The organism is Dyadobacter chenwenxiniae (assembly GCF_022869785.1).
In the GTDB taxonomy this organism is placed as follows: Bacteria; Bacteroidota; Bacteroidia; order Cytophagales; family Spirosomataceae; genus Dyadobacter; species Dyadobacter chenwenxiniae.
Genome location: NZ_CP094997.1, coordinates 1,755,269 through 1,780,003 on the forward strand (window position 1 = coordinate 1,755,269; position 24,735 = coordinate 1,780,003).

Annotated in this window: 22 protein-coding genes and 1 tRNA gene; 11 read left to right on the forward strand and 12 right to left on the reverse strand. The window is 45.3% G+C overall.

Annotation, left to right across the window (positions count from 1 at the left end):
* Positions 1–49: 49 nt before the first annotated feature.
* The 4 genes from pnp to MUK70_RS07275 form a co-directional block, all read right to left on the reverse strand.
* Complete coding sequence (gene pnp / locus MUK70_RS07260; protein ID WP_234656089.1) at positions 50–2,188, reverse strand: polyribonucleotide nucleotidyltransferase; 2,139 nt, start codon at positions 2,186–2,188, stop codon at positions 50–52.
* A gap of 110 nt (positions 2,189–2,298) precedes the next feature.
* Positions 2,299–2,574 (reverse strand): 30S ribosomal protein S15, encoded by a 276-nt coding sequence (gene rpsO, locus MUK70_RS07265; RefSeq protein ID WP_234604919.1) that lies wholly within the window; start codon positions 2,572–2,574, stop codon positions 2,299–2,301.
* 103 nt (positions 2,575–2,677) lie between these two features.
* Positions 2,678–4,177 carry an LptF/LptG family permease gene (locus tag MUK70_RS07270; RefSeq protein WP_234656088.1) on the reverse strand — a complete coding sequence of 500 codons (1,500 nt, stop codon included), beginning with the start codon at positions 4,175–4,177 and terminating at the stop codon, positions 2,678–2,680.
* Entirely contained in the window at positions 4,177–4,569 is a 393-nt protein-coding gene (locus MUK70_RS07275) for an START-like domain-containing protein (protein WP_082215018.1), read from the reverse strand. Before MUK70_RS07275 ends, MUK70_RS07270 begins: the two co-directional genes overlap by 1 nt.
* A 201-nt stretch (positions 4,570–4,770) precedes the next feature.
* Here MUK70_RS07275 and MUK70_RS07280 point away from each other — a divergent pair.
* The 4 genes from MUK70_RS07280 to MUK70_RS07295 all read left to right on the forward strand — a co-directional run bounded on the left by MUK70_RS07280 (position 4,771) and on the right by MUK70_RS07295 (position 7,846).
* Positions 4,771–4,844, forward strand: a tRNA-Met gene (locus MUK70_RS07280).
* A 131-nt stretch (positions 4,845–4,975) separates the two neighbouring features.
* Positions 4,976–6,754 carry an ABC transporter ATP-binding protein gene (locus tag MUK70_RS07285; RefSeq protein WP_234656087.1) on the forward strand — a complete coding sequence of 593 codons (1,779 nt, stop codon included), beginning with the start codon at positions 4,976–4,978 and terminating at the stop codon, positions 6,752–6,754.
* 106 nt (positions 6,755–6,860) lie between these two features.
* On the forward strand, positions 6,861–7,562 hold the full coding sequence (locus MUK70_RS07290) for a 2OG-Fe(II) oxygenase (protein WP_234656086.1): 702 nt from the start codon (positions 6,861–6,863) through the stop codon (positions 7,560–7,562).
* 5 nt (positions 7,563–7,567) lie between these two features.
* Positions 7,568–7,846, forward strand: a complete 279-nt coding sequence (locus MUK70_RS07295; RefSeq protein WP_234656085.1) for an Ada metal-binding domain-containing protein — start codon at positions 7,568–7,570, stop codon at positions 7,844–7,846.
* Here the strand turns inward: MUK70_RS07295 and MUK70_RS07300 are convergent.
* From MUK70_RS07300 to MUK70_RS07310, 3 genes are read right to left on the reverse strand one after another with little or no spacing between them, the layout of a single operon-like run.
* Positions 7,830–8,741, reverse strand: a complete 912-nt coding sequence (locus MUK70_RS07300) for a DNA-3-methyladenine glycosylase family protein (protein WP_234656084.1) — start codon at positions 8,739–8,741, stop codon at positions 7,830–7,832. The two genes, MUK70_RS07295 and MUK70_RS07300, sit on opposite strands and share 17 nt — an antisense overlap.
* 58 nt (positions 8,742–8,799) lie before the next feature.
* Entirely contained in the window at positions 8,800–9,819 is a 1,020-nt protein-coding gene (gene holA / locus MUK70_RS07305) for a DNA polymerase III subunit delta (RefSeq protein ID WP_234656083.1), read from the reverse strand.
* Between the two features lie 24 nt (positions 9,820–9,843).
* A complete protein-coding gene (locus MUK70_RS07310) occupies positions 9,844–10,440 on the reverse strand; it encodes an acyl carrier protein phosphodiesterase (protein WP_234656082.1) in 597 nt (198 codons plus the stop codon).
* 97 nt (positions 10,441–10,537) lie between these two features.
* On the opposite strand from MUK70_RS07310, the gene MUK70_RS07315 reads away from it, so the two are divergent.
* Positions 10,538–11,053 carry an FKBP-type peptidyl-prolyl cis-trans isomerase gene (locus MUK70_RS07315; protein ID WP_234656081.1) on the forward strand — a complete coding sequence of 172 codons (516 nt, stop codon included), beginning with the start codon at positions 10,538–10,540 and terminating at the stop codon, positions 11,051–11,053.
* A gap of 65 nt (positions 11,054–11,118) precedes the next feature.
* Here MUK70_RS07315 and MUK70_RS07320 read toward each other — a convergent pair whose 3' ends face one another.
* Positions 11,119–11,598 (reverse strand): deoxycytidylate deaminase, encoded by a 480-nt coding sequence (locus MUK70_RS07320; protein WP_234656080.1) that lies wholly within the window; start codon positions 11,596–11,598, stop codon positions 11,119–11,121.
* Positions 11,599–11,667: 69 nt separating this feature from the next.
* Between MUK70_RS07320 and MUK70_RS07325 the strand changes: the two genes are divergently transcribed.
* Positions 11,668–12,750 carry a DUF922 domain-containing protein gene (locus MUK70_RS07325; RefSeq protein WP_234656079.1) on the forward strand — a complete coding sequence of 361 codons (1,083 nt, stop codon included), beginning with the start codon at positions 11,668–11,670 and terminating at the stop codon, positions 12,748–12,750.
* Between the two features lie 33 nt (positions 12,751–12,783).
* On the opposite strand, the gene MUK70_RS07330 is transcribed toward MUK70_RS07325, so the two are convergent.
* From MUK70_RS07330 to MUK70_RS07340, 3 genes are read right to left on the reverse strand one after another with little or no spacing between them, the layout of a single operon-like run.
* The gene (locus MUK70_RS07330; protein ID WP_234656078.1) at positions 12,784–14,565 is read right to left on the reverse strand and encodes a ComEC/Rec2 family competence protein; all 1,782 of its coding nucleotides are present in this window, start codon (positions 14,563–14,565) and stop codon (positions 12,784–12,786) included.
* A gap of 1 nt (position 14,566) precedes the next feature.
* Positions 14,567–15,856, reverse strand: coding sequence for a M43 family zinc metalloprotease (locus MUK70_RS07335; RefSeq protein ID WP_234656077.1), 1,290 nt, complete (start codon positions 15,854–15,856; stop codon positions 14,567–14,569).
* Positions 15,837–16,784: a PhoH family protein gene (locus tag MUK70_RS07340; RefSeq protein WP_026628791.1), complete on the reverse strand. Its 948-nt coding sequence runs from the start codon at positions 16,782–16,784 to the stop codon at positions 15,837–15,839. Before MUK70_RS07340 ends, MUK70_RS07335 begins: the two co-directional genes overlap by 20 nt.
* A 245-nt stretch (positions 16,785–17,029) precedes the next feature.
* On the opposite strand from MUK70_RS07340, the gene dnaB reads away from it, so the two are divergent.
* Positions 17,030–18,643 (forward strand): replicative DNA helicase, encoded by a 1,614-nt coding sequence (gene dnaB, locus MUK70_RS07345; RefSeq protein WP_234604950.1) that lies wholly within the window; start codon positions 17,030–17,032, stop codon positions 18,641–18,643.
* Positions 18,644–18,774: 131 nt separating this feature from the next.
* Positions 18,775–19,044: a hypothetical protein gene (locus MUK70_RS07350; protein WP_234656076.1), complete on the forward strand. Its 270-nt coding sequence runs from the start codon at positions 18,775–18,777 to the stop codon at positions 19,042–19,044.
* Positions 19,045–19,318: 274 nt separating this feature from the next.
* Here the strand turns inward: MUK70_RS07350 and rlmD are convergent, their stop codons facing one another.
* Positions 19,319–20,716 carry a 23S rRNA (uracil(1939)-C(5))-methyltransferase RlmD gene (gene rlmD, locus MUK70_RS07355; RefSeq protein WP_234656075.1) on the reverse strand — a complete coding sequence of 466 codons (1,398 nt, stop codon included), beginning with the start codon at positions 20,714–20,716 and terminating at the stop codon, positions 19,319–19,321.
* Between the two features lie 61 nt (positions 20,717–20,777).
* On the opposite strand from rlmD, the gene MUK70_RS07360 reads away from it, so the two are divergent.
* From MUK70_RS07360 to MUK70_RS07370, 3 genes are all read left to right on the forward strand, one after another.
* The gene (locus MUK70_RS07360) at positions 20,778–22,982 is read left to right on the forward strand and encodes a T9SS type B sorting domain-containing protein (protein ID WP_234656074.1); all 2,205 of its coding nucleotides are present in this window, start codon (positions 20,778–20,780) and stop codon (positions 22,980–22,982) included.
* Between the two features lie 442 nt (positions 22,983–23,424).
* The gene (locus tag MUK70_RS07365) at positions 23,425–23,853 is read left to right on the forward strand and encodes an RrF2 family transcriptional regulator (protein WP_234656073.1); all 429 of its coding nucleotides are present in this window, start codon (positions 23,425–23,427) and stop codon (positions 23,851–23,853) included.
* Positions 23,854–23,900: 47 nt separating this feature from the next.
* Positions 23,901–24,554, forward strand: coding sequence for an NAD(P)-dependent oxidoreductase (locus tag MUK70_RS07370; RefSeq protein ID WP_234656072.1), 654 nt, complete (start codon positions 23,901–23,903; stop codon positions 24,552–24,554).
* The last annotated feature ends 181 nt before the right edge of the window (positions 24,555–24,735 follow it).

The window sequence follows — 24,735 nt, forward strand, 5'->3', positions numbered from 1 at the left end:
TTTATATATAACGACATTAAATATTGCCCCTGTTACCAAAAACACTATTTTAATCATTTTTGTTCTCTGGCTTCGGCAGCAATACTTTCCGGGACAGACGGTATTTGCCAGTCTTCTTATCGATCTCAACCAATTTAACCTGAACATCCTCTCCTACTTCAAGAACTCCGTCCATTTTCTCAAGACGTTCCCACTTGATTTCGGAAATGTGAAGCAAGCCGTCTTTTCCTGGCAAGAACTCAACAAATGCTCCAAATGGCATAATTGACTTCACTTTTCCAGAATATACTTCACCGATTTCCGGCACCAGAATGATTCCTTTGATGCGGGAAACTGCTTTATCCATCGAAGTCTTGTCAGCAGAAAATATACTTACAAATCCTGCTCCATCTTTTTCTTCAATAGAGACCGTAGCACCGGATTCTTTCTGAATATCCTGAACAACCTTACCACCAGGCCCGATTACAGCCCCGATCATTTCACGGTCGATCTTGATAACGATAGCACGTGGTGTGTGTGGTTTAAGGTCAGCGCGGCTCTCCTTCAAGGTTTTATTCATTTCACCTAGAATGTGCAATCTGCCTGCTTTCGCTTGCATCAGCGCCTCGGTCAAAACTTCATATGAAAGTCCGTTTACTTTCATATCCATCTGGCAAGCCGTGATTCCTTTTTCAGTTCCCGTTACTTTAAAATCCATGTCTCCCAGGTGATCTTCATCACCCAAAATGTCTGAAAGAACCGCATACTTGCCTGTTTTCTCATCAGAAATAAGACCCATCGCAATTCCCGAAACCGGTGCTTTGATCTTTAAACCTGAATCCATCAATGCAAGCGATCCAGCGCAAACCGTTGCCATAGATGACGAACCGTTTGATTCAAGAATATCGGATACGATACGGATTGTGTATGGGTTGTCCTCAGCCACGGGCAATACTTTTTTCAATGCACGCAACGCCAGGTTACCATGACCCACTTCACGACGGCCAGGACCACGGTTTGGTTTTACTTCACCTGTTGAAAATCCTGGGAAGTTATAATGAAGCATGAATTTGCTGTAACCGTATTTCATCGGCGTATCAACAATCTGCTCATCATTTTTTGTACCCAGTGTAACAGTTGTCAATGACTGCGTTTCTCCTCTTGTAAACAAAGCAGAACCGTGTGCATTGGGCAAGAAATCAATTTCAGAAGCGATAGGGCGAACTTCGTCCAATTTACGACCGTCAAGGCGGATTCTTTCATCCAAAACCAGGCGACGTGATGCTTCCCAAACAAGGTCATTGAAATAACGTTTCGCAAGGCCTTTGTCGAATCCTTCTTCGTCTTCCGGAATAGAAGCCGTGAATTCTTCCCAAACTGCCTTGAAACCTTCTTTTCTAACTGTTTTGTTGGTAGAGCCCAGTTGGGTTACCTTGTATATTTTATCGTATGCAAATGCTCTCAAACGAGCTTCAAGCGCTTCGTCAGATGCATCGCCTACGTATTCTCTTTTTTCTGTTTTGCCAACTGCCGCTTCGAATTCTTTCAAAGCAAGGCATTGTTGCTTGATCACTTCATGAGCCACTTTCAATGCTTCCACGACCTCTTCCTCTGAAACTTCACTCATTTCGCCTTCAACCATGGCGATGTCGTTATAAGTTGCGCCAACCATAAGTTCCAATGTAGCACGTTCCAGATCCGCTGAACCTGGATTAACCACGTATTGGCCATCAATTTTCGCAACACGAACCTCTGAAACCGGTCCGGCAAAGGGAATATCGGAAGCTGCAAGTGCAGCAGAAGCTGCCAACGCTGCCAATGCATCAGGTAATGCAGTTGCATCAGCCGACATCAGCAATATGTTGACCTGAACTTCTGCGTGGTAATCGTCCGGGAACAATGGACGCAAAACGCGGTCCACCAGGCGGCTTGTCAAAACTTCCGGATCAGACAATTTGCCTTCACGACGTTGGAAGCTGCCAGGAATACGTCCGGCAGATGCGAATTTCTCTTGATAATCAACCGATAGTGGTAAGAAGTCAAGACCTTCCTTAATATCTTTATTAGCAACAACTGTCGCCAGTAACATGGTGTTACCCAAACGAACTACAACCGAACCGTCGGCTTGCTTTGCTAATTTTCCTGTTTCAATGGTGATTTCCCTACCGTCTGGTAAGGGTATAGTCTTCGTAACTATATTAAAGAGCATAAAAAGATGTTTTTTGTAGCTGCGAAACGCCATCCTGACGTTCCAAATGTTTGTTAATTCCGCAAAAAATCAGGGAACTTTCATCTTGTTGAAGTTCCCTGATTTCTAAATTACTTACGTATGTTCAATTCGGCAATAATCGCACGGTAGCGGTTAATGTCTTTTTTGTACAGATAATCCAACAATCTACGGCGCTTTCCTACCATTTTAAGTAGACCAAGTCTTGTATCGTTATCTTTTTTGTGCGTTTTTAAGTGCTCGTTCAAATAATTGATACGATACGTAAATAAAGCAATTTGTGATTCAGCAGATCCAGTGTCTCCGCCTTCTTTCTTAAAACCTTTTGATTCGAAGATCTCAGCCTTCTTTTCCGCGGTTAAATACATAATTGTAACAACAGATTAATTATTTTCAACTTTTCACAGCACCCTGCCGTAAATAAGGACGCAAAATTACGGTTTTTGGCCCGAATTAAAAAATGTAATTTTACTATGATTGAATAAGCTGGCTTTTTCCAAATCTACTTGCCCATTTTTCTTTAATTCTTTTTACCATCATGATATAGACGTCTTTTTCGAATAACCGGGAGTCACTTCTGGCCCGGTCGATGAAATACAAGCCCGTCAAAAACAAAACCGTATTAGCCATCCAGGCCCCCACAGGCACAACAAGCAGCCCTTCCTTAACCCATTTATCGCCCTGGTTTGTCAAAACATAAAGCAGTATAAAGAAGATAATCGACACCAGAACCGGCACACCAAACCCGCCTTTTTTAATGATTGCCCCCAGCGGAGCACCGATCAGGAACATGATCAGGCATGACAATGCATTGGTGTATTTATGGTGTTTTTCCAATTCATACTTATTCGCGTCCTTCAATTTAGTCTGCAAATAATCCTTCTGCGACTTGGTATAGCTGAGCATGCTGTTAGCAGCGCTCTTGGTGTTCATCAAAATCTCTTTTTTCAAACTGTCCGTAACAGGCTTAACCAGCAATGAATCAATCCAGGGGCCCTTTTTCAATGTTTTATCGGTCCCTTCGCGATAATTGTATGAATAATATTGCTGGCTCCCAGCCACTAAGTTCTTCCGTGTTTCATTGTAAGAGCTACGAAGGGAATCTGCGGTCGAAGTAAGATCACTGATATTCTTCATAAACTCATGATATTTGAACTGACCTTCATCCGTCCGTTTCATCCCAAATGACGAAAGGCTTTCCGTTAAGCGGAAGTGTTTGAATGAGTTCCGGCTGAAATTTGAGTAGTTGGGTGCGCTGCTGCCGCCTATCGGTGAAGAGATATACGCAGGCCGTGCGCTGCCAGAACTCACCTCATCCGTGTAACGCGTCCCATTGTAAAGCTCGATCACCAGGTAACGATTGTCATTGATGGAATACATACGGCCAGAGTCCGCAAGAATGATCTCGGTGTTGCCCACTTCATAGGAACGGTTGCTATGCTTATAGATCACCATTCCTTTCAGTTTGCCATTGTCCTCTTTTTTATCCACCTTAATGCTAAACCCAGGGAGATCATTATAAAAAATTCCTTCTTTAATCTTTAATGTGGCTTTTGTAGTCTTAATGTCATATAAAAGGCTGTAACCCTTTAAGTTAGCCCAGGGAGAAACCCGATCATTAAAATAGAAGGAAAACACACTTACGGAGACCGCAACTATAAAAAGCGGCGCCATAGCACGCACAACCGAAATCCCTGCACTTTTAATTGCTGTGAGCTCGAAAAACTCACCCAGATTACCAAATGCCATCAGAGAAGACAGCAGCATGGCTAGCGGAAGTGCCGTAGGAACAGTTATCAGGCTAAAAAAGAAGAATAATTGCGCATAATCCGTTATTCCGAGATCTTTCGATACAAAATCATCTATATAAAAAATCATGATCCGCATCAGGAAAACGAAGACCACGACGGACATGGTTATCACAAAAGGTCCCCAGAAGGACATTAAAATAAGCTTATCAAGCTTTTTCATCAACTGCCTACGATATCTTTCAAATTATCAATAAAACCATCCCAAAGCGAAGCCAGCTCGCGCTCATCGCGGTTTGCGGAGTAATCCGTCACGCGCAGGAATGTTGTTTGGGTTAACTCGCTCACTTCAAGTTTTAGTTCCACATGATTGTTATCAAGGTTGTCATCGCTGGTATTTTCAAAATCAAATCTTACGGCTTTATTAATTCGCAAACCTGTTTGTCTGGCAATGTGGCTATCGCCGTCCCACTGGAAGTCAAACCGGTGATCGGGCAGCACAGTGACTTTTTCAGCAAACCATTGTTCCAGTCCGGAGGGCGTCGATATATATGGAAAGAGTACTTTTGGCGAGGAGCGCAATTCAAATTCAGTAATAAATTTATATTTTTCCATATGAACTAAAATTAAAAAGGGTTAACCACAACAGTACCGCCTTATATGCTGATTTTAAAAGTTGTAATATAGCATAATTCAACAATAAATGTCATCAAAGTTAATTTTTGCTCACTTCCCTTAACGGAAATTTAGCTCGTAAATTGAAAAAACGGGTTGGAGTTTAATTTTATTTAACATACTTTTGCACCACAATATCACGGCGGGGTAGCTCAGATGGTTAGAGCGTAGGATTCATAACCCTAAGGTCGGCAGTTCGATTCTGCTCCCCGCTACGAAAGATCAGACATCCCGATGGATGTCTTTTTTATTGCCCATACGTGATTCTTCTGCGTTCTGCGAGAATTAAATTACCGGATTTTCGGTTTGCCATAATAGTCTAACGCTGGTTCGCCTCTCATTCACCATGAAATTATTAATACAATACCTTAGCCGGTACAAAGCCCTCATTTTCCTGGCGCTTGTACTCGCCGCCATCAATCAGGTTTTTTCACTCCTGAACCCCTACATTCTCGGTAATTACCTGATCGACCCTTACGCCAACAAAGCAGAATATTATCGCAATAATGGCCTCGATGACGCTTTTTTCAAAGGCATCCTCATTGGATTGCTCATGATCATTGGCGTGGCCATGGTTTCGCGGATTGCCAAAGCATTTCAGGATTATGTTGTTAACGTTGTGATCCAGAAGTTTGGCGCAAACCTTTATACAGACGGGTTACGCCATGCATTACGCCTCCCTTTCCAGGATTTTGAAGACCAGCGCAGCGGTGAAACGCTCTCGGTGCTGCAAAAGGTTAGGGCCGATTGCGAAAAATTCATTACCAGTTTTGTTAATGTGCTCTTTGCCACATTGGTAGGAATTGTTTTTGTGGTAGTTGTAGCCTTCAAGCTTAGTCCGTCACTGCCGCTTATTTACCTTGTTGGCTCGGTCGTTCTTGCCATATTGACGAGTGTTTTGAGTAAAAAAATCAAGTCTATTCAAAAGAACATTGTCAAAGAAACTACGGCGCTGGCTGGGTCCACGACAGAATCTTTGCGGAACATTGAATTGGTCAAAAGTCTCGGCCTGACCAATCAGGAGATTACCCGCCTGAACGCGACGACGTTCAAAATCCTCAAACTGGAACTCCGAAAGGTCAAAAGCATTCGCTCAATCAGCTTTATACAGGGCACGTTCGTGAATTTCCTTCAACAATGTATCATGTTTGCGCTGCTGTTTTTTGTCTTCCGGGACAGAATTACCGTGGGTCAAATGATGATGATGCAGTTCTATTCCTTCTTCATATTCGGGCCCTTGCAGGAGCTGGGCAATGTGATCCTCTCCTACCGCGAAGCCGAGGCGTCGTTGAACAACTTACAGACATTGCTAGCCAGACCCGTTGAGCATAAGCCGTCGAATCCGGAAGTCATTACAGACATTGAAGAGCTACGGTTTGACAACGTCCTTTTTCAGCACCAATCGGCGAACCGGCCCGCATTGGAGGACATTTCCTTTGATGTGAAACGTGGAGAAACCATCGCATTCGTTGGGCCATCAGGTTCGGGGAAAACAACATTGGTTAAACTGCTCGTCGGCCTTTATCATCCCATTTCAGGCGCTGTGTATTACAATGGCATTGATGGTAATAACATCGATTTTGATGAAATCAGAAACAAAATAGGCTTTGTAACGCAGGATACGCAGCTTTTCTCTGGCACGATTAAAGAAAACCTGCTCTTTGTAAATCCGGATGCGACAGATGAAATGATCAACGATGTGTTGCTGAAAGCGGCTTGTTACAACTTACTGTCAAGAGCCGAGAGCGGGATTGATACGGTTATTGGCGAAGGCGGACTGAAACTTTCGGGTGGTGAGCGTCAGCGTTTATCCATTGCCCGTGCGCTGTTGCGCGTGCCGCATTTGATCATTTTTGATGAAGCCACATCTGCCTTGGATTCGTTGACAGAGGAAGAAATTTCCAACACAATACGCAACATTACCGATCAGCGTCAGCACATCACGGTGATGATTGCGCACAGGTTATCGACCATCATGCATGCGGACCGCATTTACGTCCTTGAAAAAGGCCATGTTGTAGAAACCGGCAGCCATCATGCTTTGCTTGATGAAAAAGGCTTGTATTATGCCATGTGGCGCCAGCAGATCGGCGAGCGGAAGGATGAGTCGGTGCTTTCGTCATAATGCACATTGATACTTAAAACCTAGCAAGATCCGGGTTTTTCATCCGTCTGGTGACCCATAATTTTGTCCTGTCAACATTCAAGTTTAGGACAAATAATTCAGAACGATGAAAAACATTGAAACGCTGGACTGGCTGCACATTACCGACGATCTGCACAGCAAAGGATATGGGTTAGTCCCACAAGTCCTTTCGCCTGCGGAATGTGATGAACTGATTGCATCATATGAGGAACCAGCACATTATCGCAAAACGATCGTGATGGAGCGTTACCGGTTTGGACTAGGTGAATATAAATATTTCCAATATCCGCTGCCGAACATTATCCAGCATTTACGCGAAAGCTTTTATGCAAAACTCGCCCCGGTTGCCAATAAGTGGATGCAAGTCCTAAACATTACCCAGCGATATCCATCTGATTTTCAAGACTTTCAGTCACAATGTCACGCCCGGCAGCAAACCAAGCCTACGGTTTTGATCCTGAAATATGGTGAAGGCGGGCATAATACGTTGCATCAGGACTTGTACGGAGATGTGTTCTTTCCTATTCAGCTGGTTATTTTCCTCAGCGATCCTGAGAACGATTACCTGGGAGGAGAATTTGTATTGACCCAACAAACGCCGCGCGCGCAATCCAAAGCCATTGTTTTAAAACCGAAAAAAGGGGACATTCTGCTCTTCACAACCAATTTCAAGCCAGTGAAAGGGACAAAAGGTCATTATCGGGTCAATATGAAGCATGGCATTTCCGAAGTGACTTCCGGCAACCGCTTTACCCTTGGGATTATTTTTCACGACGCATTAAACTGAGAGCAATGTTCAAGCATTCAGACCTCGGGCCGCCTTCGTTTCAAACGAGCAGAAAGTTGAAAAAGCTCATTGATAAAAATATGATTTGCTACGGTGGAAATGCCACGCTTAAAATCTATGGGACATTGCAATGTGCTTCGGGAAAGCGCATGAAAATGAAGAACCGGGTGTTTTTCAGTTCGGTGGCAGAGGCATTGGCGCAGGGCTTTCGTCCGTGCGGACATTGTTTGCGGGAGGCCTATTTGAAATGGAAAACCGGACAGAACATCATTCCAAAACCTTGACCGTGAGGCTTCGCCAGAGATAAAACACCAGATAACTCTCCCAGCCTGCAAAACGCTGGAAAAGCGCTTCAATCTTGCCCGTTTGGCTTCTGTCCTCAATAATGTTGTGATTGGATAGCGCATTTAACAGACCAATATCGCCATGCGGAATGCCGCCCGACTCTTGCAACGACTTCATTAACGCATAGTTAGCTGTCCAGACACCTATCCCTTTATGATCCGTCAGTGCCTTTTTCCGCGCTGCAAAGTCTGGTAATGCACGAATTGCTTCCTTATTAAGACTTCCGTTTGCAAACGCTTTCGCAATGCCAATCAGGTAATCCGATTTCTGTTTTGAAAACTGCATCTCTTTCAGAAGATCGGGATCGGCCGCTGCCAGCACTTCCGGCTCGGGAAAAACAAAATAGGAATCATTTTCATGGTCAATGCGCTTACCATAATGTTCCACCAGCCTGCGCTTCACTTTGTAGGCAAAGGACAAATTAATCTGCTGACCGATAATGCACCAGCAAATGGCTTCAAAAAGATTAGAAATCCCAATCAGTCGCAAGCCTTTGTAACTTTCGGCCATGTAAGCAATGCGTCCGTCGGCTTTGAGCAGGTCGTAAAATGGCTGAATGTTGGTGTCCATATCAAACCATTCACGCACATAATCAACGAGATAGGATTTGTTCTCCTGTGTTGTCTCTCCTTGCAGAATTTCCAGTTCCAGAAAACCTGCGTGCTCCTTAATGGCAACCAGCAGCATTTCCTCTTCCACTTCCAATGCTTTAAAAATTGTATTGCCTTTAATGATGTGGAGGCAGTCATCGTAGTTCCTGTTGAGAAACCACATACATTCTTCAAAACTAAAAAGCGCCGGAACGGGGATTAAGATCTTATGCTCATTATTCATTTACCAAATATATCCTAGCCGAACACAAGCCAAAACCTGTTTCTTGCTAATGATGATCTTAATGTACAATTTTGAAAACCAACTCTTTAAGCAGCTCACCTTCGGGAATGCTCACGCCATCCAAACCTTTCAGCCGCGCATCACATTCCCGCAGATAGTGAATGATATTGGCAACCTTAGGAAGCGGATAATTGCGGATCGCAAGCAAATAATCCTTTACAAAGTAAGGGTTAACACCCAGTTCAGTGGCAAGCCCTTTCTCCGTTTTATCCTTGCTGGCGTGCGCAAGCAGCACTTTTGTATAAAATCCAAAGAGAATGATCAGGATCGGTGCCAGCGGGTTGTCCTTTGAATTTGCAGAGAAATAGGTGGCGATCTGATTGGCCTTCATGACATCACGCGTCATTAGTGCCTTTTGAAATTCAAAAACATTATATTCCTTACTGATCCCAACAAACCGCTCAATCGCCGAAGCGTCAATTCCCTCATCCACCCGCAGATTGACCATTATTTTCCTGATCTCGTTAGACAGTCGCTTCAAATCGTTTCCAATGTTATCAACCAGCATCTGCACGGCCTTGGGACTGATCTTCACACCTTCATGCTGGCAAAAAGAAGCGACCCATTCCGGTAACTTGTTGTCGTACATCTTTTTAGACTGCACAACCACACCATTCGTATTGATGGATTTGATAAAAGTCTTACGCTCGTCAGCATTGGCATGAAAACAAAACACCAGCACGGTGCTGTTCAGCGGATTCAATGCATAATCTTCCAGCCTGGCTTGCTGCTCTTTTTGCTCGATCCCGCCTAACTTGTTGGCTTCCTTCACCAGGATCAATTGCCTCTCGGCCATAAACGGAAAACGTCGGGCATAGCTGAGCACGCCGGCCATATCCGTATCCTTACCGTACAGGACAAACTGGTTAAAGCCTTTTTCAGACTCGGGCACGACCCGTTTTTCCAGTTCTTCGGCAATGGAATCAATGTAATACGGCTCATCGCCGTGCAGGAAATAGATGGGCCTGAATTTTTTACTTCTGATCTCTTTAAGGACAATATCCGGTGTCTGCGCCATTGGGAATGCCGGTAAGCATTGATGTTAATGTGTTAATATAAACTCTTTGGACGCTTTTTGAAGTTCCGGGAAAAAGCTGAAAAATTTGTCCTGATAAAAATCTTCATTTTCGCTAAGCTCCAACATCGCATTGCGCAGCGGAGCCAGGTAAGTGGCCCTCCGCGACATGCGGTGAAAAGTCAAATCCACTCCCTCCAGTGTTGCATAGCTCGTCAGCCAATCCTCACTCCGCATGGCCTGCACCATGCGCATCATATCAACGGGAATGAAATGCTCGTTTTCCTGGATCAGCGCGTACATATTTTGTGCGTATGTAAAAAGCGGTTCCGGTCGGAACTGGTCGAAATGTTTGGCCAGGAAATAATCAAAATAAATATCCATCACGATGCCGGCAAGCTTTCCCTGCGATAAGGCAGCCTTGTGCGTTGCCTCGCGGACAGTTCCGTGCTGATCGGTGAAGAAATCAATGAACCGGTGCAGCTTCAATCCGGTGACAAAATCAGGGTCCCAGCTTTCCGTTTTTTCATCCGTCAGCCGGCCCTTGATAAAGTCGCCCACATAATTGCCCATAATCACGCCCTCCTTTGTTCCTGACAGCAAAATGTGTGCTAAAAAATTCATCTAAATGGCATTTTGGCAAATTAGCCGTACGTTTGTTTTTCGTTACTCCTCTTGGAACAATTTTTTACAACAACAATTATTTTAATCAAACTAGCAAATGAAAGTCGAAAAAAATAACGTGATAGCGTTAACATACAGCCTGAGAATTCCTGATACAGATGGCGAAACCGATGTTGTAGAAGTTGTGACAGAGGAAGATCCAATGTACTTCATTCAAGGCATCAGCGGCCTTCCTGAGGGCTTCGAAAACCAGATTGAAGGGCTTGTTGCAGGTGATATTTTCGAATTTACCGTTGCCCCTGAGGAAGGATACGGTGAGTTTGACGAAGAAGCAATTGTTGAATTGCCAAAGGCGGTTTTCCAGATGGAAGATGTTAACCAGGAGGAGTTATTGCAGATCGGTAACATCATTCCCATGACGAACGAAGACGGTGAGCGCATGCACGGCCAGGTTATTGAAATCAAGGACGATGTAGTTGTCATGAACTTCAACCACCCATTGGCAGGAAAAGAAATGCATTTCAAAGGGCAGATCATCTCAATCCGCCCAGCCACAGCAGAAGAAATCAGCCACGGGCATGTGCATGGTGCTGGTGGGGTGCATCATCATTGATAATTTTGAATGATTGAATGACTGAATGACTGAATGTTTTTTTCCCTATTCAATCATTCGATCATTCAATCATTCACTACATACTGCTCCACCTCCACTCCGAACCTCCTCAAAAACTCCACTCCTTCCTCAACTGCGATTCCCTTGTAGGCTGCGTAGGAATGCAGGAAAATTACTTTTTTGATTTTCATTGTATAAATCACCCTGGCGCAGGCAATGCATGGCGCTAATGTTACGAAAAGCGTCGATCCTTCAATATTTGAGCCATTTTTTACAGCAAATAAAATAGCGTTTTGTTCTGCGTGCAAAGCCAGTGAACAGCTTCCTTTCGCATCTCTGGGACAACCCACTTCCGGAAACTCCTCATCACAATTATGCGTTCCGGCAGGCGGACCGTTGTAACCGATAGAAATAATGCGCGTGTCTTTTGTTAATACAGCACCGACTTGCGCCTTGATACAATGGGAACGCAACGCCAGATTTTTTGCTAATTCCATGTAGATATCATCAAATTTCGGGCGCAAATTCGTTGTAGGTAAAGTCATTCGTTTCTTTAATAATTTTTATACAAACTTATTGAATTGAAAACGGGATTCAACACAAGATTTTAAAGTATGATCAGAAGTTTTTTGCTGGCCCTTTTAATGGTTTCAATGATCCTTCCTGCTTTTTCGCAGCAGGAAAAGGTTGTGATGAAGCTTGCACAAGATCCGGCATCGCTGCTTAAAAACTATAAATTTTATATTCAGGAAGTTGAAGATCAGCGCCTTATTCCAGGCTCTACGTTAGGAAAGGTGGTTTTGTATGGCAAAGATGTTCCTGCCACGTTACCCGGAAAGGCGGATAAAGAACTCTTCAATTACTGGTCGTTTGCAGCCCCCAAAAAAGAACAGACTTACTTGCCGCTTTATATCAGCGTGAAGGAACTCTCTTTAAATGAAAAGCGCGTCGCGCCCAATAAGGTGACAGGCGAAGTAAAGCTTTCCGTCAAATTTCGCTGGTACAGAAACATGCAGCCGGTAGAATTGACCAATTATCAAACCGCTGCCAATTACACTCGTCCCGAAAGGGAATACGACTACGAAAAATTAGTCAAACAGCTCCTGGATCAATCCCTGGCGCACTTTCAAAAATGGATGACGCTGAATGCTGGGAAAAATCCGGCCCTGGCCAGGAACATTCAGCTGGTTTTTAAGGAAATCGTTAATAATGACCCCGATACAGTTTTTTATTCGCCCAAAAGGCCTTTGATCTGGGACGATTTCAAAGTACGAAATGCCAAACCCGGCAGCCGATATGCGGCGGCGGTGTTTACCAGTTTCGGCTATGAAGGCCGTTCCTATCCCAAAGACGATGATCTTGTGGTAGAAATCGGTTTGAAAACATTCATGGTAAAAAGCATGTCCTGGGGACGCCCGGAATCCCGAAATGCCGGCACATTAAGGCATGAGCAGATCCATTTCGACATAACGAGGCTTGTGGTCGAAAAATTTAAGGCGCGTTTGCTGAAAGCCGATCTGACCATTGAAGACTATGATAGCGAAATTCAATATCAGTTTTTGGAAGCCTTTCGTGAGATGAATAGAGACCAGGAACGTTACGACGGCGAAACCGGTCACGGCCTCAATGCTGGCGCCCAAGCCGCCTGGGACCGGAAAATTGCAGGCGAAATTTCGGCTGTTTACTCCGTTCAGTAATGCTGAAATAATTTTGAATACGGCGAATGTCTATCATCTTGCTGTAATAAACGTCGTTTTTACCACTTCCCGGCTGGTTGCGTAGTTTTTGATACAAAAATTATAGGCATCAATGTTCTCCTTAAAAGCCCTGTCGCTCACTATGTAAAGCGAACTTCCCTTTTTAAAACTTACGACCTGATGCCTGGGAACTGAATGCACGACCATTTGATCGGATAGACGGATCTGAATGCTTTTGGAGACGGAATAGGTTACGAAAACGAGCACCAGCAAGTAAGAAAATTTAAGATATTGGTAAATCCTCGTATGATAGGCATACCAAATCGCAAAAAGCAATGCATATAGCAGAGTAACTTCAACTTTATCAAGATTCAGGTTTTCAATCAAATATCCCGGCAATGCTTTTGGAACAGCGACGGCCACGTTGGTCAGGTAAGCAGATAGCCAAACCACTTTATTTACAACCCATTGCAACCAGAACACGTGCAGCGGCGATACTAACAATAAGACGAGCGCAGCCGGTAACAGCACATTCGTGAATGCAATCACAAACGGATTAACCAGCCAGAAATAGCTGGGAAACTGATGAAAATAAAACAAACTCAGCGGAAATGTGGCCAGCTGCGCAGCTAATGACAATGCTGAGATCTGCCAGACGAACTTCACAACTCTATTCTCGGGACTGAAAATGCTGTTCAAAGGCGCGTACAGCAAAAATATCCCGCTCATGGCAAGGTAAGAAAGCTGAAAACCAACGTCATAAAGCGCAGCAGGATCCCAAAGCAATATAACCAATGCAGAAAATGCAAGCGTATTCATCGCATTCTGCTTCCGGCTGAACACTTCGGCCATGACAAAAATAATGCACATGAGCGTCGCGCGTTGCACCGATGGAGGCAAGCCGGTAACCAATGCATAAAAGCCTAGCAATCCGACTATCAATGCTAGATAAGCAAATTTACCCACCGGCCACCGCTTCATCCATCCAAACAAATAACTGATAACCAGGAAAATAATTGCAACGTGCATGCCAGAAACAGACAGAATGTGCACCGTCCCCGAAGTCGTGTAATCGCTAACCTGATCCGATTGCAGATCATCTCTCCTGCCTAGTAACATGGCCTTGATCAATCCATAAGCCTCATCGTCATCCACATTTTCCCTAAACGCTCCGGCGGCCCATTTGGAAATGCCGGTGCTCCATTGTTTCAGCAAAAAGGAATGGTCGGCAACCGAAACCAGCTGAAAAGAATCCTCATCCAGATAGTCCGTCCACACAATGCCCTTATTGCTGAGATACCGGCGGTAATCAAACTGCATGGGATTTTTGGCTTCCAACGGACGCTCCAGTGTTCCGTGAATGACCAGCTTGTTACCTGGTTCCGGCATTATTACGGCTTCCTGGCTAATATTGATTAATGCTTTTAAATCGACATTAACCCACTTTTCTTTGGTTTTAATGCGAAGTATTTGCGCTTCATAGCGAACCGTTTTGCTTCGCTTTTCGGGTAAGCTTATGATTTCTGCTTCGTAGGCTGAATAGCTGACCTCGGATAATGCAGCAATGTTCGCATCGTTGTTTTTCTCGAAGACCGACATTGTAAATGCCCCAATGGAAACTATGAACAGCAAAAACGCAATTCCAAACGCCGTTTTCAAGCCTTTGAAATAAAACACAAAACAAAATGACAGAAGCAAAACAGACAGCGAACTAAGTAATGCAGCCAATTGATCGAATACAGGAAGGATTTCGCTCAACAAAATGCCGGCTATATAGCATAAAACGATGCCGACAAATGGTGAGCGTGGGAGCATATTAACGAACGACGAACCGTTTGGTGACCGTTTGTCCGCCGGACGAAACTTTGTAGTAGTACAATCCGCTGGGAAACTTATCGACTTGCAGATAATTCAGATTCGTCGCGCCGGAAACCATGCGCTGACCGCGTTGATTAAAGACCTCGACCGTGTAAAGCTGAAAATTCGGTGTAAAAACATTGGCTGTTAAAGTCTCGCTGACGGGATTGGGATACAGGTCTACCAGCAGATCCTCGCCAGAAATTTTCGAGAATTCAACGAGTTTTGCACGCCTGGGGCTCAATTCGAGCACAGCGTGCATCCGCTCTTTCTGGTCATTGGTAAAAACGCTCATGCAGACATCAGGAGAATAATCCATATAATTCTCAATCATATTCCGCGTCATTGTGCCACGACACTCCGAGAAAACGGGCGTGCAGGAAATGTCCGTCGTTTCGTTTTTGGTAAAAGCAGTTGGTGTATCATTGCAATGATCGGTTCCGCAATTCCTATCGCCCCAGATGTGTATCAGCCCCAGCCAATGGCCTACTTCGTGCGTCGTAGTACGGCCAAGGTTGTAAACGGAGCTGGTAATAGCTGGCGAATTCCTGCCGAAATAGCGAAAGTCAATGATCACACCGTCCGTCAAAGAGCGCAATGCCTCGTCCTCAGCTGTCGACAAGCCTGCTGTCAGATCGGTCAGCTCGGTTACAACGGGAAACTGGGAGGTTCCTAAATAGCGGTCCGACAACCGGCAAACCCAGATATTCAGGTAACGGTTGGTAAGCCACGCAGGAGAAATTCCCGCCAGCTCATCTGCATCCGTAATAGGACTGAACTGCTCTTTATCATTAAACGTCCGCACAATGTTCACCAGCTTAAACCGGATCCCCGTGTCTACGCCCAGCGAATCTGTGTAATAACCCTTATAACCCGAAGCATTACCATAATCTTCATTCAAAACGTCGATCTGGCTCTGGATCTGGGCATCCGTAATGTTCGCGTTGCCTTGCCCGCCCATTGTGTTATCATCCTTGCTATGAACGACATGCACGACAACCGGAATGGTTATCGTTTCATCCGCGTTTTTCCGCAAAGACGCCCTGTTTGCTTTGATGCGCGTTTGAATAGCTTCCTCCGACTTCATTCGCAGACTCTGCAAAGCCGGATGTTTGGAAATCATCAGCGCGTTCAGTTCATCGCTGGCGCAGCGGTTAAGCGGCAAGTTGCTTCCCTGCGCCAGCACGAACGTTTTTGAAATAACAATCAATAAAAGGATCAGCAGAAGCTTACTGCTCAGATTTGTCATAAGCTGCAAGAATATCTTTTACCAAACGGTGTCTAACCACATCGGATCCATCCAGCTCTACAAAACTAATCCCCTTGATCCCTTTCAGGACTGCTAATGAGTCAATTAACCCTGATTTTAAGTTCTTAGGTAAATCGATCTGCGATTTGTCACCGGTAATGATGGCTTTGGAGCTAGGCCCCATCCTGGTCAGAAACATTTTCATCTGCATCGGCGTAGTGTTTTGCGCTTCGTCAAGCAGAATGAATGCATTGTTCAATGTACGGCCACGCATGTAGGCCAGCGGCGCGATCTCAATGGTCCGGCTTTCCAGATACAATTTCAGTTTTTCCGGCGCGATCATATCATCCAACGCGTCGTAAATCGGGCGCAGGTAGGGATCTATTTTTTCTTTTAAATCACCCGGCAAAAAACCCAGGTTTTCGCCAGCCTCAACAGCAGGGCGTGTTATAATGATCTTTCTAACTTCCTTGTTTTTTAAAGCGCGCACGGCAATGGCCACAGCTGTGTACGTTTTTCCGGTTCCGGCCGGTCCTACCGCAAACACGAGGTCAAACTTCTCGGCTTGCTCCACCAGTAACTTTTGGTTCGGTGTTTTTGCCTTCACAACCAGCCCCTTGTTGCCGTAAATGATCACATCCGCATCATCTTCTGCACTGGCGACAGGCGACTTTACAACGCCATTTAAATAACCCTTCACATTGTCATTCGTAACCTTGCCGTATTTTTGGTAATGGGCTATTAACGAGTCCATTACATCTGTAATACGAATAATTTCCGGGGCAGTGCCCTGAATGCGGATCTCGTTTCCGCGTGAAATAATTTTGCTTCCAGGGAAAGCGGCTGCAACTTCCTTGATATTCGCATTGTGAATACCCAAAAAATCAACCATTGAAACGTCCTCGAGCGTGATGATTTTTTCCAGCAAATGAATTAAAGTTTAGTGTTTGTCTATTTGTTCTAAAATTTAGTAATAATAACCAACAATTGTAAACAAAAGCTGAGAATTACAATTCCGATCTCATTTTTTATAACGAATATTAAACATATTCTGATCAACTCTTTCATTATCAGAGCCGGACAAAATCAACCGGTTTTTGAAAAAAAATAATTGGCCGAACTTCTCCTTCCTTTCTTTCTTACGCGCCCCGGTTTCCTTAACTTTGTGTTAACATGGAAAACGACAAGGCACCCGGCAATTTCTCAAAATCAGGATCAAAACAAAGCAATCAGGGGCGCAAGCCAATGGGCACAAGAACACCTGGTATTGATCAGACTTTCAGCAAGTTACCTCCTCAGGCGGTGGACGTGGAAGAGGCCGTTCTGGGTGCTTTGATGATTGAAAAAGACGCGCTCACAGCCGTTGCGGATATCTTGCGGCCAGACAGTTTTTACAAGGAAGCACACGTCCGGATTTACACCGCAATCATCACTCTTTTCGCTGATTCGGAGCCGATTGACATGCTTACCGTCACCTCCAAACTGCGCAGCACAGGAGAGCTTGAACTGATCGGCGGAGCGCAGTACATTATGGAGCTGACCTCGAAGGTCAACTCGGCTGCCAACATTGAATTTCATGCGCGGATCATATCTCAGGCCTTCATCAAGCGAGAGCTGATCAAGGTCGCATCGGAGATTCAGCGCGAAGCTTTTGAAGACACAACTGACGTTTTCAGACTGCTGGACAAGACAGAGCAGAGTTTATTCCAGATCTCCGAATCCAACATTAAAAAGAATTACGCGGATATGGGTGCCCTAATGCGTCAGGCATTGGCAGAGCTCGATCAGAAGAAGAATAATAAAGATGGCCTTACCGGCGTTCCGTCCGGTTTCAGCGCCCTGGACAGGTTGACGTCGGGCTGGCAAAAAACGGAATTAATGATCCTGGCGGCCCGTCCCGGTATGGGAAAAACGGCTTTCGTTGTTTCATCGCTGCGAAATGCAGCTGTGGACTTCAACATGCCCGTTGCCATTTTCTCGCTGGAAATGTCCTCCGTTCAGCTCGTTAATCGTCTGATTTCGGCTGAGGCTGAGATCGACAGTGAAAAAATCAGAAAGGGAAGTCTGGCGCCGCACGAATGGGAGCAATTGCACCACCGCATTCACCGCCTGACCAATGCACCCATTTATATTGACGACACCCCTGCCCTATCCATTCTCGAACTGCGTGCGAAATGCCGCCGTCTGAAAGCCCAGCACGACATTCAAATGATCGTGATTGACTATCTCCAGCTTATGACCGGGGATACGGGGGGAAAAGGAGCCGGTAACCGTGAACAGGAAATTGCAATGATCTCACGTTCACTTAAAAATCTGGCGAAGGAGTTGGATGTGCCCGTTATCGCACTGTCGCAGCTAAGCCGTGCGGTGGAAACGCGTGGTGGCGAAAAGCGGCCGCAACTTTCAGATTTAAGGGAATCAGGATCGATCGAGCAGGATGCGGATATGGTTCTTTTCTTATATCGACCTGAATATTATGGCATTACAGAAGACGAATCTGGCAATTCCGTCGCCGGAATCGGTGAAGTGATCGTCGCTAAAAACCGTGCTGGTTCATTGGATACAGTTCAATTAAGGTTCATCGGAAAATACACCAAATTCACCGACCTCGATTCACAATTCACACCTGCACCATTCTCGGTGGACCGCCCCATCCAAACCACAAATCCAATCGCCTCCTTCGAAAGCCAAAGCAAGCCCGCTCCCGCTGGCGGAACGCTGAGGAGCAGGGCAAATGACCTGAGCAATTTTGATTACAAAGGACCAGAAAACGAGCCGCCGTTCTGAGGCCCTTGGGCCTTGGGCATCTCACTCCACCCCCGGCCCCTGAAGGGGTGGTGAACATTCGAGTAAAACGTAAAGTCCCCTTTAGGGGATTTAGGGGCAAACAAGCGCAAAGCAACTCACAACCGCTATCTTTGACAACGCTCAACCTGAAATCAATTGTCAGAGTGAGCGAAGCCGGACTCACTTCCTTTGCAGCAACGCCACATTCTCCACACGGTGCGTATAGGGAACATATTATACCTGCACCATTCTCGGTGGACCGCCCCATCCAAACCACAAATCCAATCGCCTCCTTCGAAAGCCAAAGCAAGCCCGCTCCCGCAGGCGGAACGCTGAGGAGCAGGGCAAATGACCTGAGCAATTTTGATTATAAAGGACCGGAAAACGAGCCGCCGTTCTGACGCCCTTGGGCCCTGGGCATCTCAACTCCACCCCCGGCCCCTGAAGGGGTGGTGAACATTCTGGTAACACGCAAAGTCGCCACCGTTCTGACGTCATCGGTGCCTTGGGCATTCATCTCGGCCCCCGGCCCCTGAAGGGGTGGCGAACATCCAAGTAAAAACGCAAAGTCCCCTTCAGGGGATTTAGGGGCAAAACAAGCGCAAAGCAACTCACAACCGCTATCTTTGACAACGCTCAACCTGAAATCAATTGTCAGAGTGAGCGTAGCCGGACTCACTTCCTTTGCAGCAACGCCACATTCTCCACATGGTGCGTATTCGGGAACATATCAACCGGCTGCACCTTAGTCACCTCGTAATCCTCGGACATTAGCGCGAGGTCACGCGCTTGCGTAGCCGTATTGCAACTTACGTATACAATGCGGTCTGGTGCTGCCTTCAGGATCGTTTCTACCACAGGCTGATCCATTCCTGCCCGGGGCGGGTCGGTAATGATAACGTCGGGCCTCCCATGCTCTTGAAGGAAGTCCTCGTTCATGATCCTGCGCATGTCACCCGCGAAAAAGGATGTGTTCGTGATGCCATTCAATTCTGAGTTCTTTCTGGCGTCTTGCACAGCGGCTTCAACATACTCAACGCCAACTACTTTTTTCGCCCGACGCGCTACAAAATTGGCAATGGTTCCGGTTCCGGTGTAAAGGTCATACACCGATTCATTGCCTGTCAACCCGGCAAATTCCCTTGTTACGCTGAAAAGCTGGTAAGCCTGTTCGGAATTGGTTTGATAAAATGATTTAGGACCAACCAGAAAAGTCAGGTCTTCCATCGTCTCGCGGATGGCAGTTTCGCCTGCATAATGGATCACTTCCTGATCCTGGTAGGAATCATTTCCTTTCAAATTAACAATGTAATTGAGTGATGTGATTTCACTGTGTGTCTTGTGCAAATACTGCATCACCTGCTCGATGGCTTCATCGTTCTGTTCGCCGAACTGCACGATAACCATCACATCGCCCGAATTGGCCGTCCTGACTACCAAGTTTCGAAGTGTTCCCACATTAAACTTCACATCATAGTAAGGAATATTATGCAACTCACCGAAATGATGCAACGAATTGCGGATCGTGTTGGAAGGATCAGGTTGCAAATGGCAATGATCAACCGTAAATATTTTATCAAAACGTTTCGGCACGTGAAAACCGAGCGCATGTTTGGTAAATTTCGCACCGGAATCCAATTGATCTTTCGTCAGCCAGCGCCAGTTTGAAAAGGTAAATTCAAGTTTGTTGCGGTAATATTCCGTTTTCGGAGCTGCAATAATCTCATTAATACCGACATTTTTAATGTGCCCGATCCGCTGGAAATGGTCAACAACCTGTTGTCTTTTGAATTTCAGCTGATGCTCATAAGCAATGTGTTGCCATTTGCAGCCACCGCATACAACGTTATGCAGACAATATGGGTCTGTCCTGAGAGGCGAGTACGAATGGATTTTGGTAACGATCGCCTCCTTTAATTTTTTCTTGGTTTTAACAACTTGTAAATCAACTATGTCACCGGGAGCCACATTTCCTTCTACAAATATTACGCCGTCTTCTGATTTAAATATACATTTGCCTTCTGCCGCAAAATCGGTAATTTCAACGTATTCATACTTGATATTCTTAACCATATTTCTTTTTTAATTTCTAATTCCAAATCCTATCGGATAAATTCTACTCCCTTGTCAAGCCATGAAAAAACGGTACATCTTATTCATGCTGATGTTGTTTGCCTTTTCGAAAACTTATGCAACCCATATCGTCGGCGGCCAGCTATTTATCACTGAAAACCCAAACAATTACTATAACTATAACATCGGCTTAACGATGTATTTTGATGCCCTCAACGGCAACCCCGGCGCGGAAGACCCGTTTGTAAACATTTACGTCTTCAGAAAACGTGACAATCAACCGATCGGTTATCTTCAGGCCCCAAAAATAGAACGAAAATCGGTCACGTATGCTAATCCGCAGTGCGGAATATCGTCGCTGGAAACATATATGATCACTTACAGCTCGTCTTTAAGGCTGGAACCGACCGATTTCAGCGACCCGCAGGGCTACTATATGGTTTGGGACCGTTGCTGCCGAAATGGCACGATTACCAATATCCAGGCGCCGGGTGATGCGGGAAGCCTTTTTTATCTCGAATTCCCCCCGCTTTTCAAAAACAACGCAAATTTCAAAAACTCCTCCCCCGTTTTTCCTGCAATTAAAGGCGATTATGCCTGCGTAAACTCTCCGTTTTTCTTTGATTTCGGAGGAAAGGATGCGGATGGCGATAGCCTTACCTATAAGCTGATCACGCCTATGCAGGGATTTTCCGACAAAGCCAACCCAAGCGTGGAAGCCAGAGGCTCGTCTAATTATCCCCGTCTTACCTGGCTGCCCGGCATTTCAGAAGCCAACATTATCCCCGGCCCGAAGCCATTGACCGTGAATCCCAAAACGGGAATGCTTTCCGTCACGCCGGGAAATGTAGGATTATATGTGTTTGCCGTGCAAGTTGATGAGTTCAGAAACGGTGTAAAGATAGGCAGCCTGACCCGGGACTTCCAGTTAAAAGTGGTCGATTGCCCTAAAATGGACGCGCCTAAACTTTTGTTTAAACCCAAAGGGAAAAACACATACTATAAGGAAAACGAGATCATCACAGTGAAGGAAGGCGACCCGAACTGCTTTGAAGTAATGGTTACCGATCCGACAATCAATCAGGTGATCCGTATCAATGGCCGGGCCGTTAATAATTCGAAGGATTATTTCACGATCCTTCCCGCCGAATTTAAAACGAAGGTCGCCAATGACACGCTCAAATTCGAGGTATGCCTGGATGAATGCTTTGTGACATACGATGAGCGTCCCATCAAGATCGAACTCATCGCAGAAGACGAGAGCTGCCCTGTCCCGTTGATGGATACGCTTAGCATTCTGATCCGGCGCGAAAGCAGTGGCAATAAGTCGCCCGAGGTCACCACTTCCCTGCCCGGGCAATATGTGCATGTTACAGCCGGTGTGCCGATCACTTTCACCGTCTACGGCAAAGACATTGACAAAGATAGCATCTCCCTTTCCGGCCGCGGGCAGGATTTCAATATGGTGGATATGGCCATGGATTTTAAAGCGACTAGTGGAAAAGCGCAGATCCAGCAAACATTCAAATGGACGCCGCCTTGTAATGCCAAAAAGGGTGATACGCTGGCCGTGGATTTCAAAGTGGAAGATATGCGCTGTGTTGGCAATCCGCTTGCCGTTTCCAAGCCGGTGTATTTTATTGTTGATCAATCGCCCAATAATCCGCCCGCGGTTGAAACTTCGCTGGCCATACCAGAAATCACCTACACGATTGGCAGCAGCTCCGAAATTGTGTTTGACGTCCTTGCTACTGATCCCGACACCAATACGATCAGCCTTACTGCGGCAGGCCGCGGGTTCAGCATTAGCGATGCGGGGATGAAGTTTGCGAACAAGACAGGCGTGAAGCAGGTGACCTCGCCTTACGCCTGGTCACCTGAATGCCCGATGCTCGAAGGACAATCCGAAAGAACATTCATGATCGACTTTATTACACAGGACAAAAGCTGCGCTGCCGCCACAGATACGACCACTGTGAAAGTGATTGTAAAGGACGATACTTCGGACGTGGTTCCCGAATTTCCAAACGTTATAACACCCAACCGCGACGGGAAAAATGACTGCTTTGTTTTGGAACATTTGCCCGCCGATAACTGTGTGAATCAGTTCAGAGATGTGACGGTTTTCAATCGTTGGGGAAAGCAGGTTTACTACTCCAAGATCCGCAATAACTGGTGCCCGACAGACATCTCCCAAGGCTATTATTACTACGTGGTCCAGTACACCAACAAGTCCTATAAAGGCGGACTAACCATCCTTAAATAACCTGGGGCATCTTGTAAGCTCGCTATCCCGGCGAGCTGTTTGGCATTCAACCCTTGCTGAATGTATAAAACATCTCGTATTTTCAATAAGTACTAATCAAATAGATACTTTTAATACTTTGGATACATAATAAAAGTATTAAATTAATACTATGTACCAACCTAATAATTCAATGAGAAATCGGGAATATATGGAATGTATTTCTTGGTTGATACATTCTATAATATTTAATATGTATTAAAAGTATTTTAATACATAAATGTATAATATTTTTTTAAAATACAAAAAGCAAAAATTTACTTACTTGGAAATCAATCATTTATTAGTCCCCTCCACACTAATTAATCTCCTACTTCCGACTCTGGAAAGTAAATAAGTACCACCATTTGGTTTCTAATTTTCCTATCGCAATATTTATACTGTAACAATAAAATATACAGTTATGAATAACGGTCGCTTTGCGATATCCCTGCATATACTGTCCTTGCTAGCATTGGATGATGAGGAATGGGTACCGTCGAAGTTTTTAGCTGGAAGCATTAATATTAATCCGGTGCTGGTTCGCAAGGAACTTGGCAATCTTCAAGCACATGGACTTGTTGTCAGCAAGGAAGGAAAGGCGGGCGGGAGCAAGCTGGCCAGGCCGGCGGAAACCATTTTCATTTCCGATATTTACGACGCCGTACGACAGAATGATTTGCTTGGAAAGGGCATCAATGTGCCCAATCCCAAGTGCAATGTGGGCCGTCAAATTAACAACTATCTCGACGAACTTTATATCGAAGCAGAGCACGCGTTAAGGGCTAGTCTGGGTGAGAAATCGCTGGCAGATTTTTGCAGGAATTTCCAATCCGAACACACGCAACATTGACCCTTTTTGTCTATCTCAATCAGTTCCATTTTAAACCAAAATCAAGAATGAAAGTAGCATTAATCGGCGCGACAGGATTTGTAGGCGCTCCCCTTTTACAGGAGTTGATTTCACGCGGCCACGCGGTTACCGCCATCGCCAGAAACATTGAAAAGATCCCAACCGAAAGCGACCTGGTAACACCCAGACAGGCGGATGTGTTGAATGTCTCAGAAGTTGAAGAAGCTGTTGCAGGCTCCGATGTCGTGGTAAGCGCATACAATCCCGGATGGACCAATCCCAATATCTATGCCGAATATCTTGAAGGCGCGCAGGCTATCCAAACTGGTGTGAAGCAAGCCGGAGTTAAAAGATTTATCGTCATCGGCGGCGCAGGAAGCCTGGAAGTAGCCCCGGGATTACAGCTTATCGATACACCTGGTTTCCCGGAAGAATACAAAGCCGGGGCTGGCGCTGCACGCAAATATCAGGCTATGATCAAAGAAGAAAACGAGTTGTTCTGGACCTATGTCAGCCCGGCAATTGAGATGCATCCCGGCACTTCCGGTAAACGGACAGGCACTTACCGCACCTCGCTTGATACGCCAGTATACAATGAGCAAGGGAGAAGCATTATCGCTGTTGAAGATCTTGCTGTGGCAGTTGCGGACGAAATTGAAAATCCGCAATTTTCTAAAAAGCGATTTACAGCTGCTTACTAGCTGATCGTTAGGAGAATATAAGATACGTAAAATATAGAAAGTATTAGATGTTTAATAGATTAATATAGTAACAAACATTTTATACTATTTATCCAATAAACTACTTTTTAAATGTACTATACATTTAAAAAGTAGTTTACATTTAGAAAGCAATATACATTTTTAATATAAAAAAAGTACT

Excerpts from the sequence above, each read along its gene's own strand:
- MUK70_RS07270 (WP_234656088.1), bottom strand. The coding sequence starts at position 4,177 with ATGAAAAAGCTTGATAAGCTTATTTTAATGTCCTTCTGGGGACCTTTT.
- MUK70_RS07330 (WP_234656078.1), bottom strand. The coding sequence starts at position 14,565 with ATGCTCCCACGCTCACCATTTGTCGGCATCGTTTTATGCTATATAGCC.
- MUK70_RS07365 (WP_234656073.1), top strand. The coding sequence starts at position 23,425 with ATGAATAACGGTCGCTTTGCGATATCCCTGCATATACTGTCCTTGCTA.
- rlmD (WP_234656075.1), bottom strand. The coding sequence starts at position 20,716 with ATGGTTAAGAATATCAAGTATGAATACGTTGAAATTACCGATTTTGCG.
- rpsO (WP_234604919.1), bottom strand. The coding sequence starts at position 2,574 with ATGTATTTAACCGCGGAAAAGAAGGCTGAGATCTTCGAATCAAAAGGT.
- MUK70_RS07275 (WP_082215018.1), bottom strand. The coding sequence starts at position 4,569 with ATGGAAAAATATAAATTTATTACTGAATTTGAATTGCGCTCCTCGCCA.
- MUK70_RS07300 (WP_234656084.1), bottom strand. The coding sequence starts at position 8,741 with ATGAATAATGAGCATAAGATCTTAATCCCCGTTCCGGCGCTTTTTAGT.
- holA (WP_234656083.1), bottom strand. The coding sequence starts at position 9,819 with ATGGCGCAGACACCGGATATTGTCCTTAAAGAGATCAGAAGTAAAAAA.
- MUK70_RS07290 (WP_234656086.1), top strand. The coding sequence starts at position 6,861 with ATGAAAAACATTGAAACGCTGGACTGGCTGCACATTACCGACGATCTG.
- MUK70_RS07325 (WP_234656079.1), top strand. The coding sequence starts at position 11,668 with ATGATCAGAAGTTTTTTGCTGGCCCTTTTAATGGTTTCAATGATCCTT.
- MUK70_RS07315 (WP_234656081.1), top strand. The coding sequence starts at position 10,538 with ATGAAAGTCGAAAAAAATAACGTGATAGCGTTAACATACAGCCTGAGA.
- dnaB (WP_234604950.1), top strand. The coding sequence starts at position 17,030 with ATGGAAAACGACAAGGCACCCGGCAATTTCTCAAAATCAGGATCAAAA.
- MUK70_RS07335 (WP_234656077.1), bottom strand. The coding sequence starts at position 15,856 with ATGACAAATCTGAGCAGTAAGCTTCTGCTGATCCTTTTATTGATTGTT.
- MUK70_RS07310 (WP_234656082.1), bottom strand. The coding sequence starts at position 10,440 with ATGAATTTTTTAGCACACATTTTGCTGTCAGGAACAAAGGAGGGCGTG.
- pnp (WP_234656089.1), bottom strand. The coding sequence starts at position 2,188 with ATGCTCTTTAATATAGTTACGAAGACTATACCCTTACCAGACGGTAGG.
- MUK70_RS07295 (WP_234656085.1), top strand. The coding sequence starts at position 7,568 with ATGTTCAAGCATTCAGACCTCGGGCCGCCTTCGTTTCAAACGAGCAGA.
- MUK70_RS07285 (WP_234656087.1), top strand. The coding sequence starts at position 4,976 with ATGAAATTATTAATACAATACCTTAGCCGGTACAAAGCCCTCATTTTC.
- MUK70_RS07320 (WP_234656080.1), bottom strand. The coding sequence starts at position 11,598 with ATGACTTTACCTACAACGAATTTGCGCCCGAAATTTGATGATATCTAC.
- MUK70_RS07370 (WP_234656072.1), top strand. The coding sequence starts at position 23,901 with ATGAAAGTAGCATTAATCGGCGCGACAGGATTTGTAGGCGCTCCCCTT.
- MUK70_RS07360 (WP_234656074.1), top strand. The coding sequence starts at position 20,778 with ATGAAAAAACGGTACATCTTATTCATGCTGATGTTGTTTGCCTTTTCG.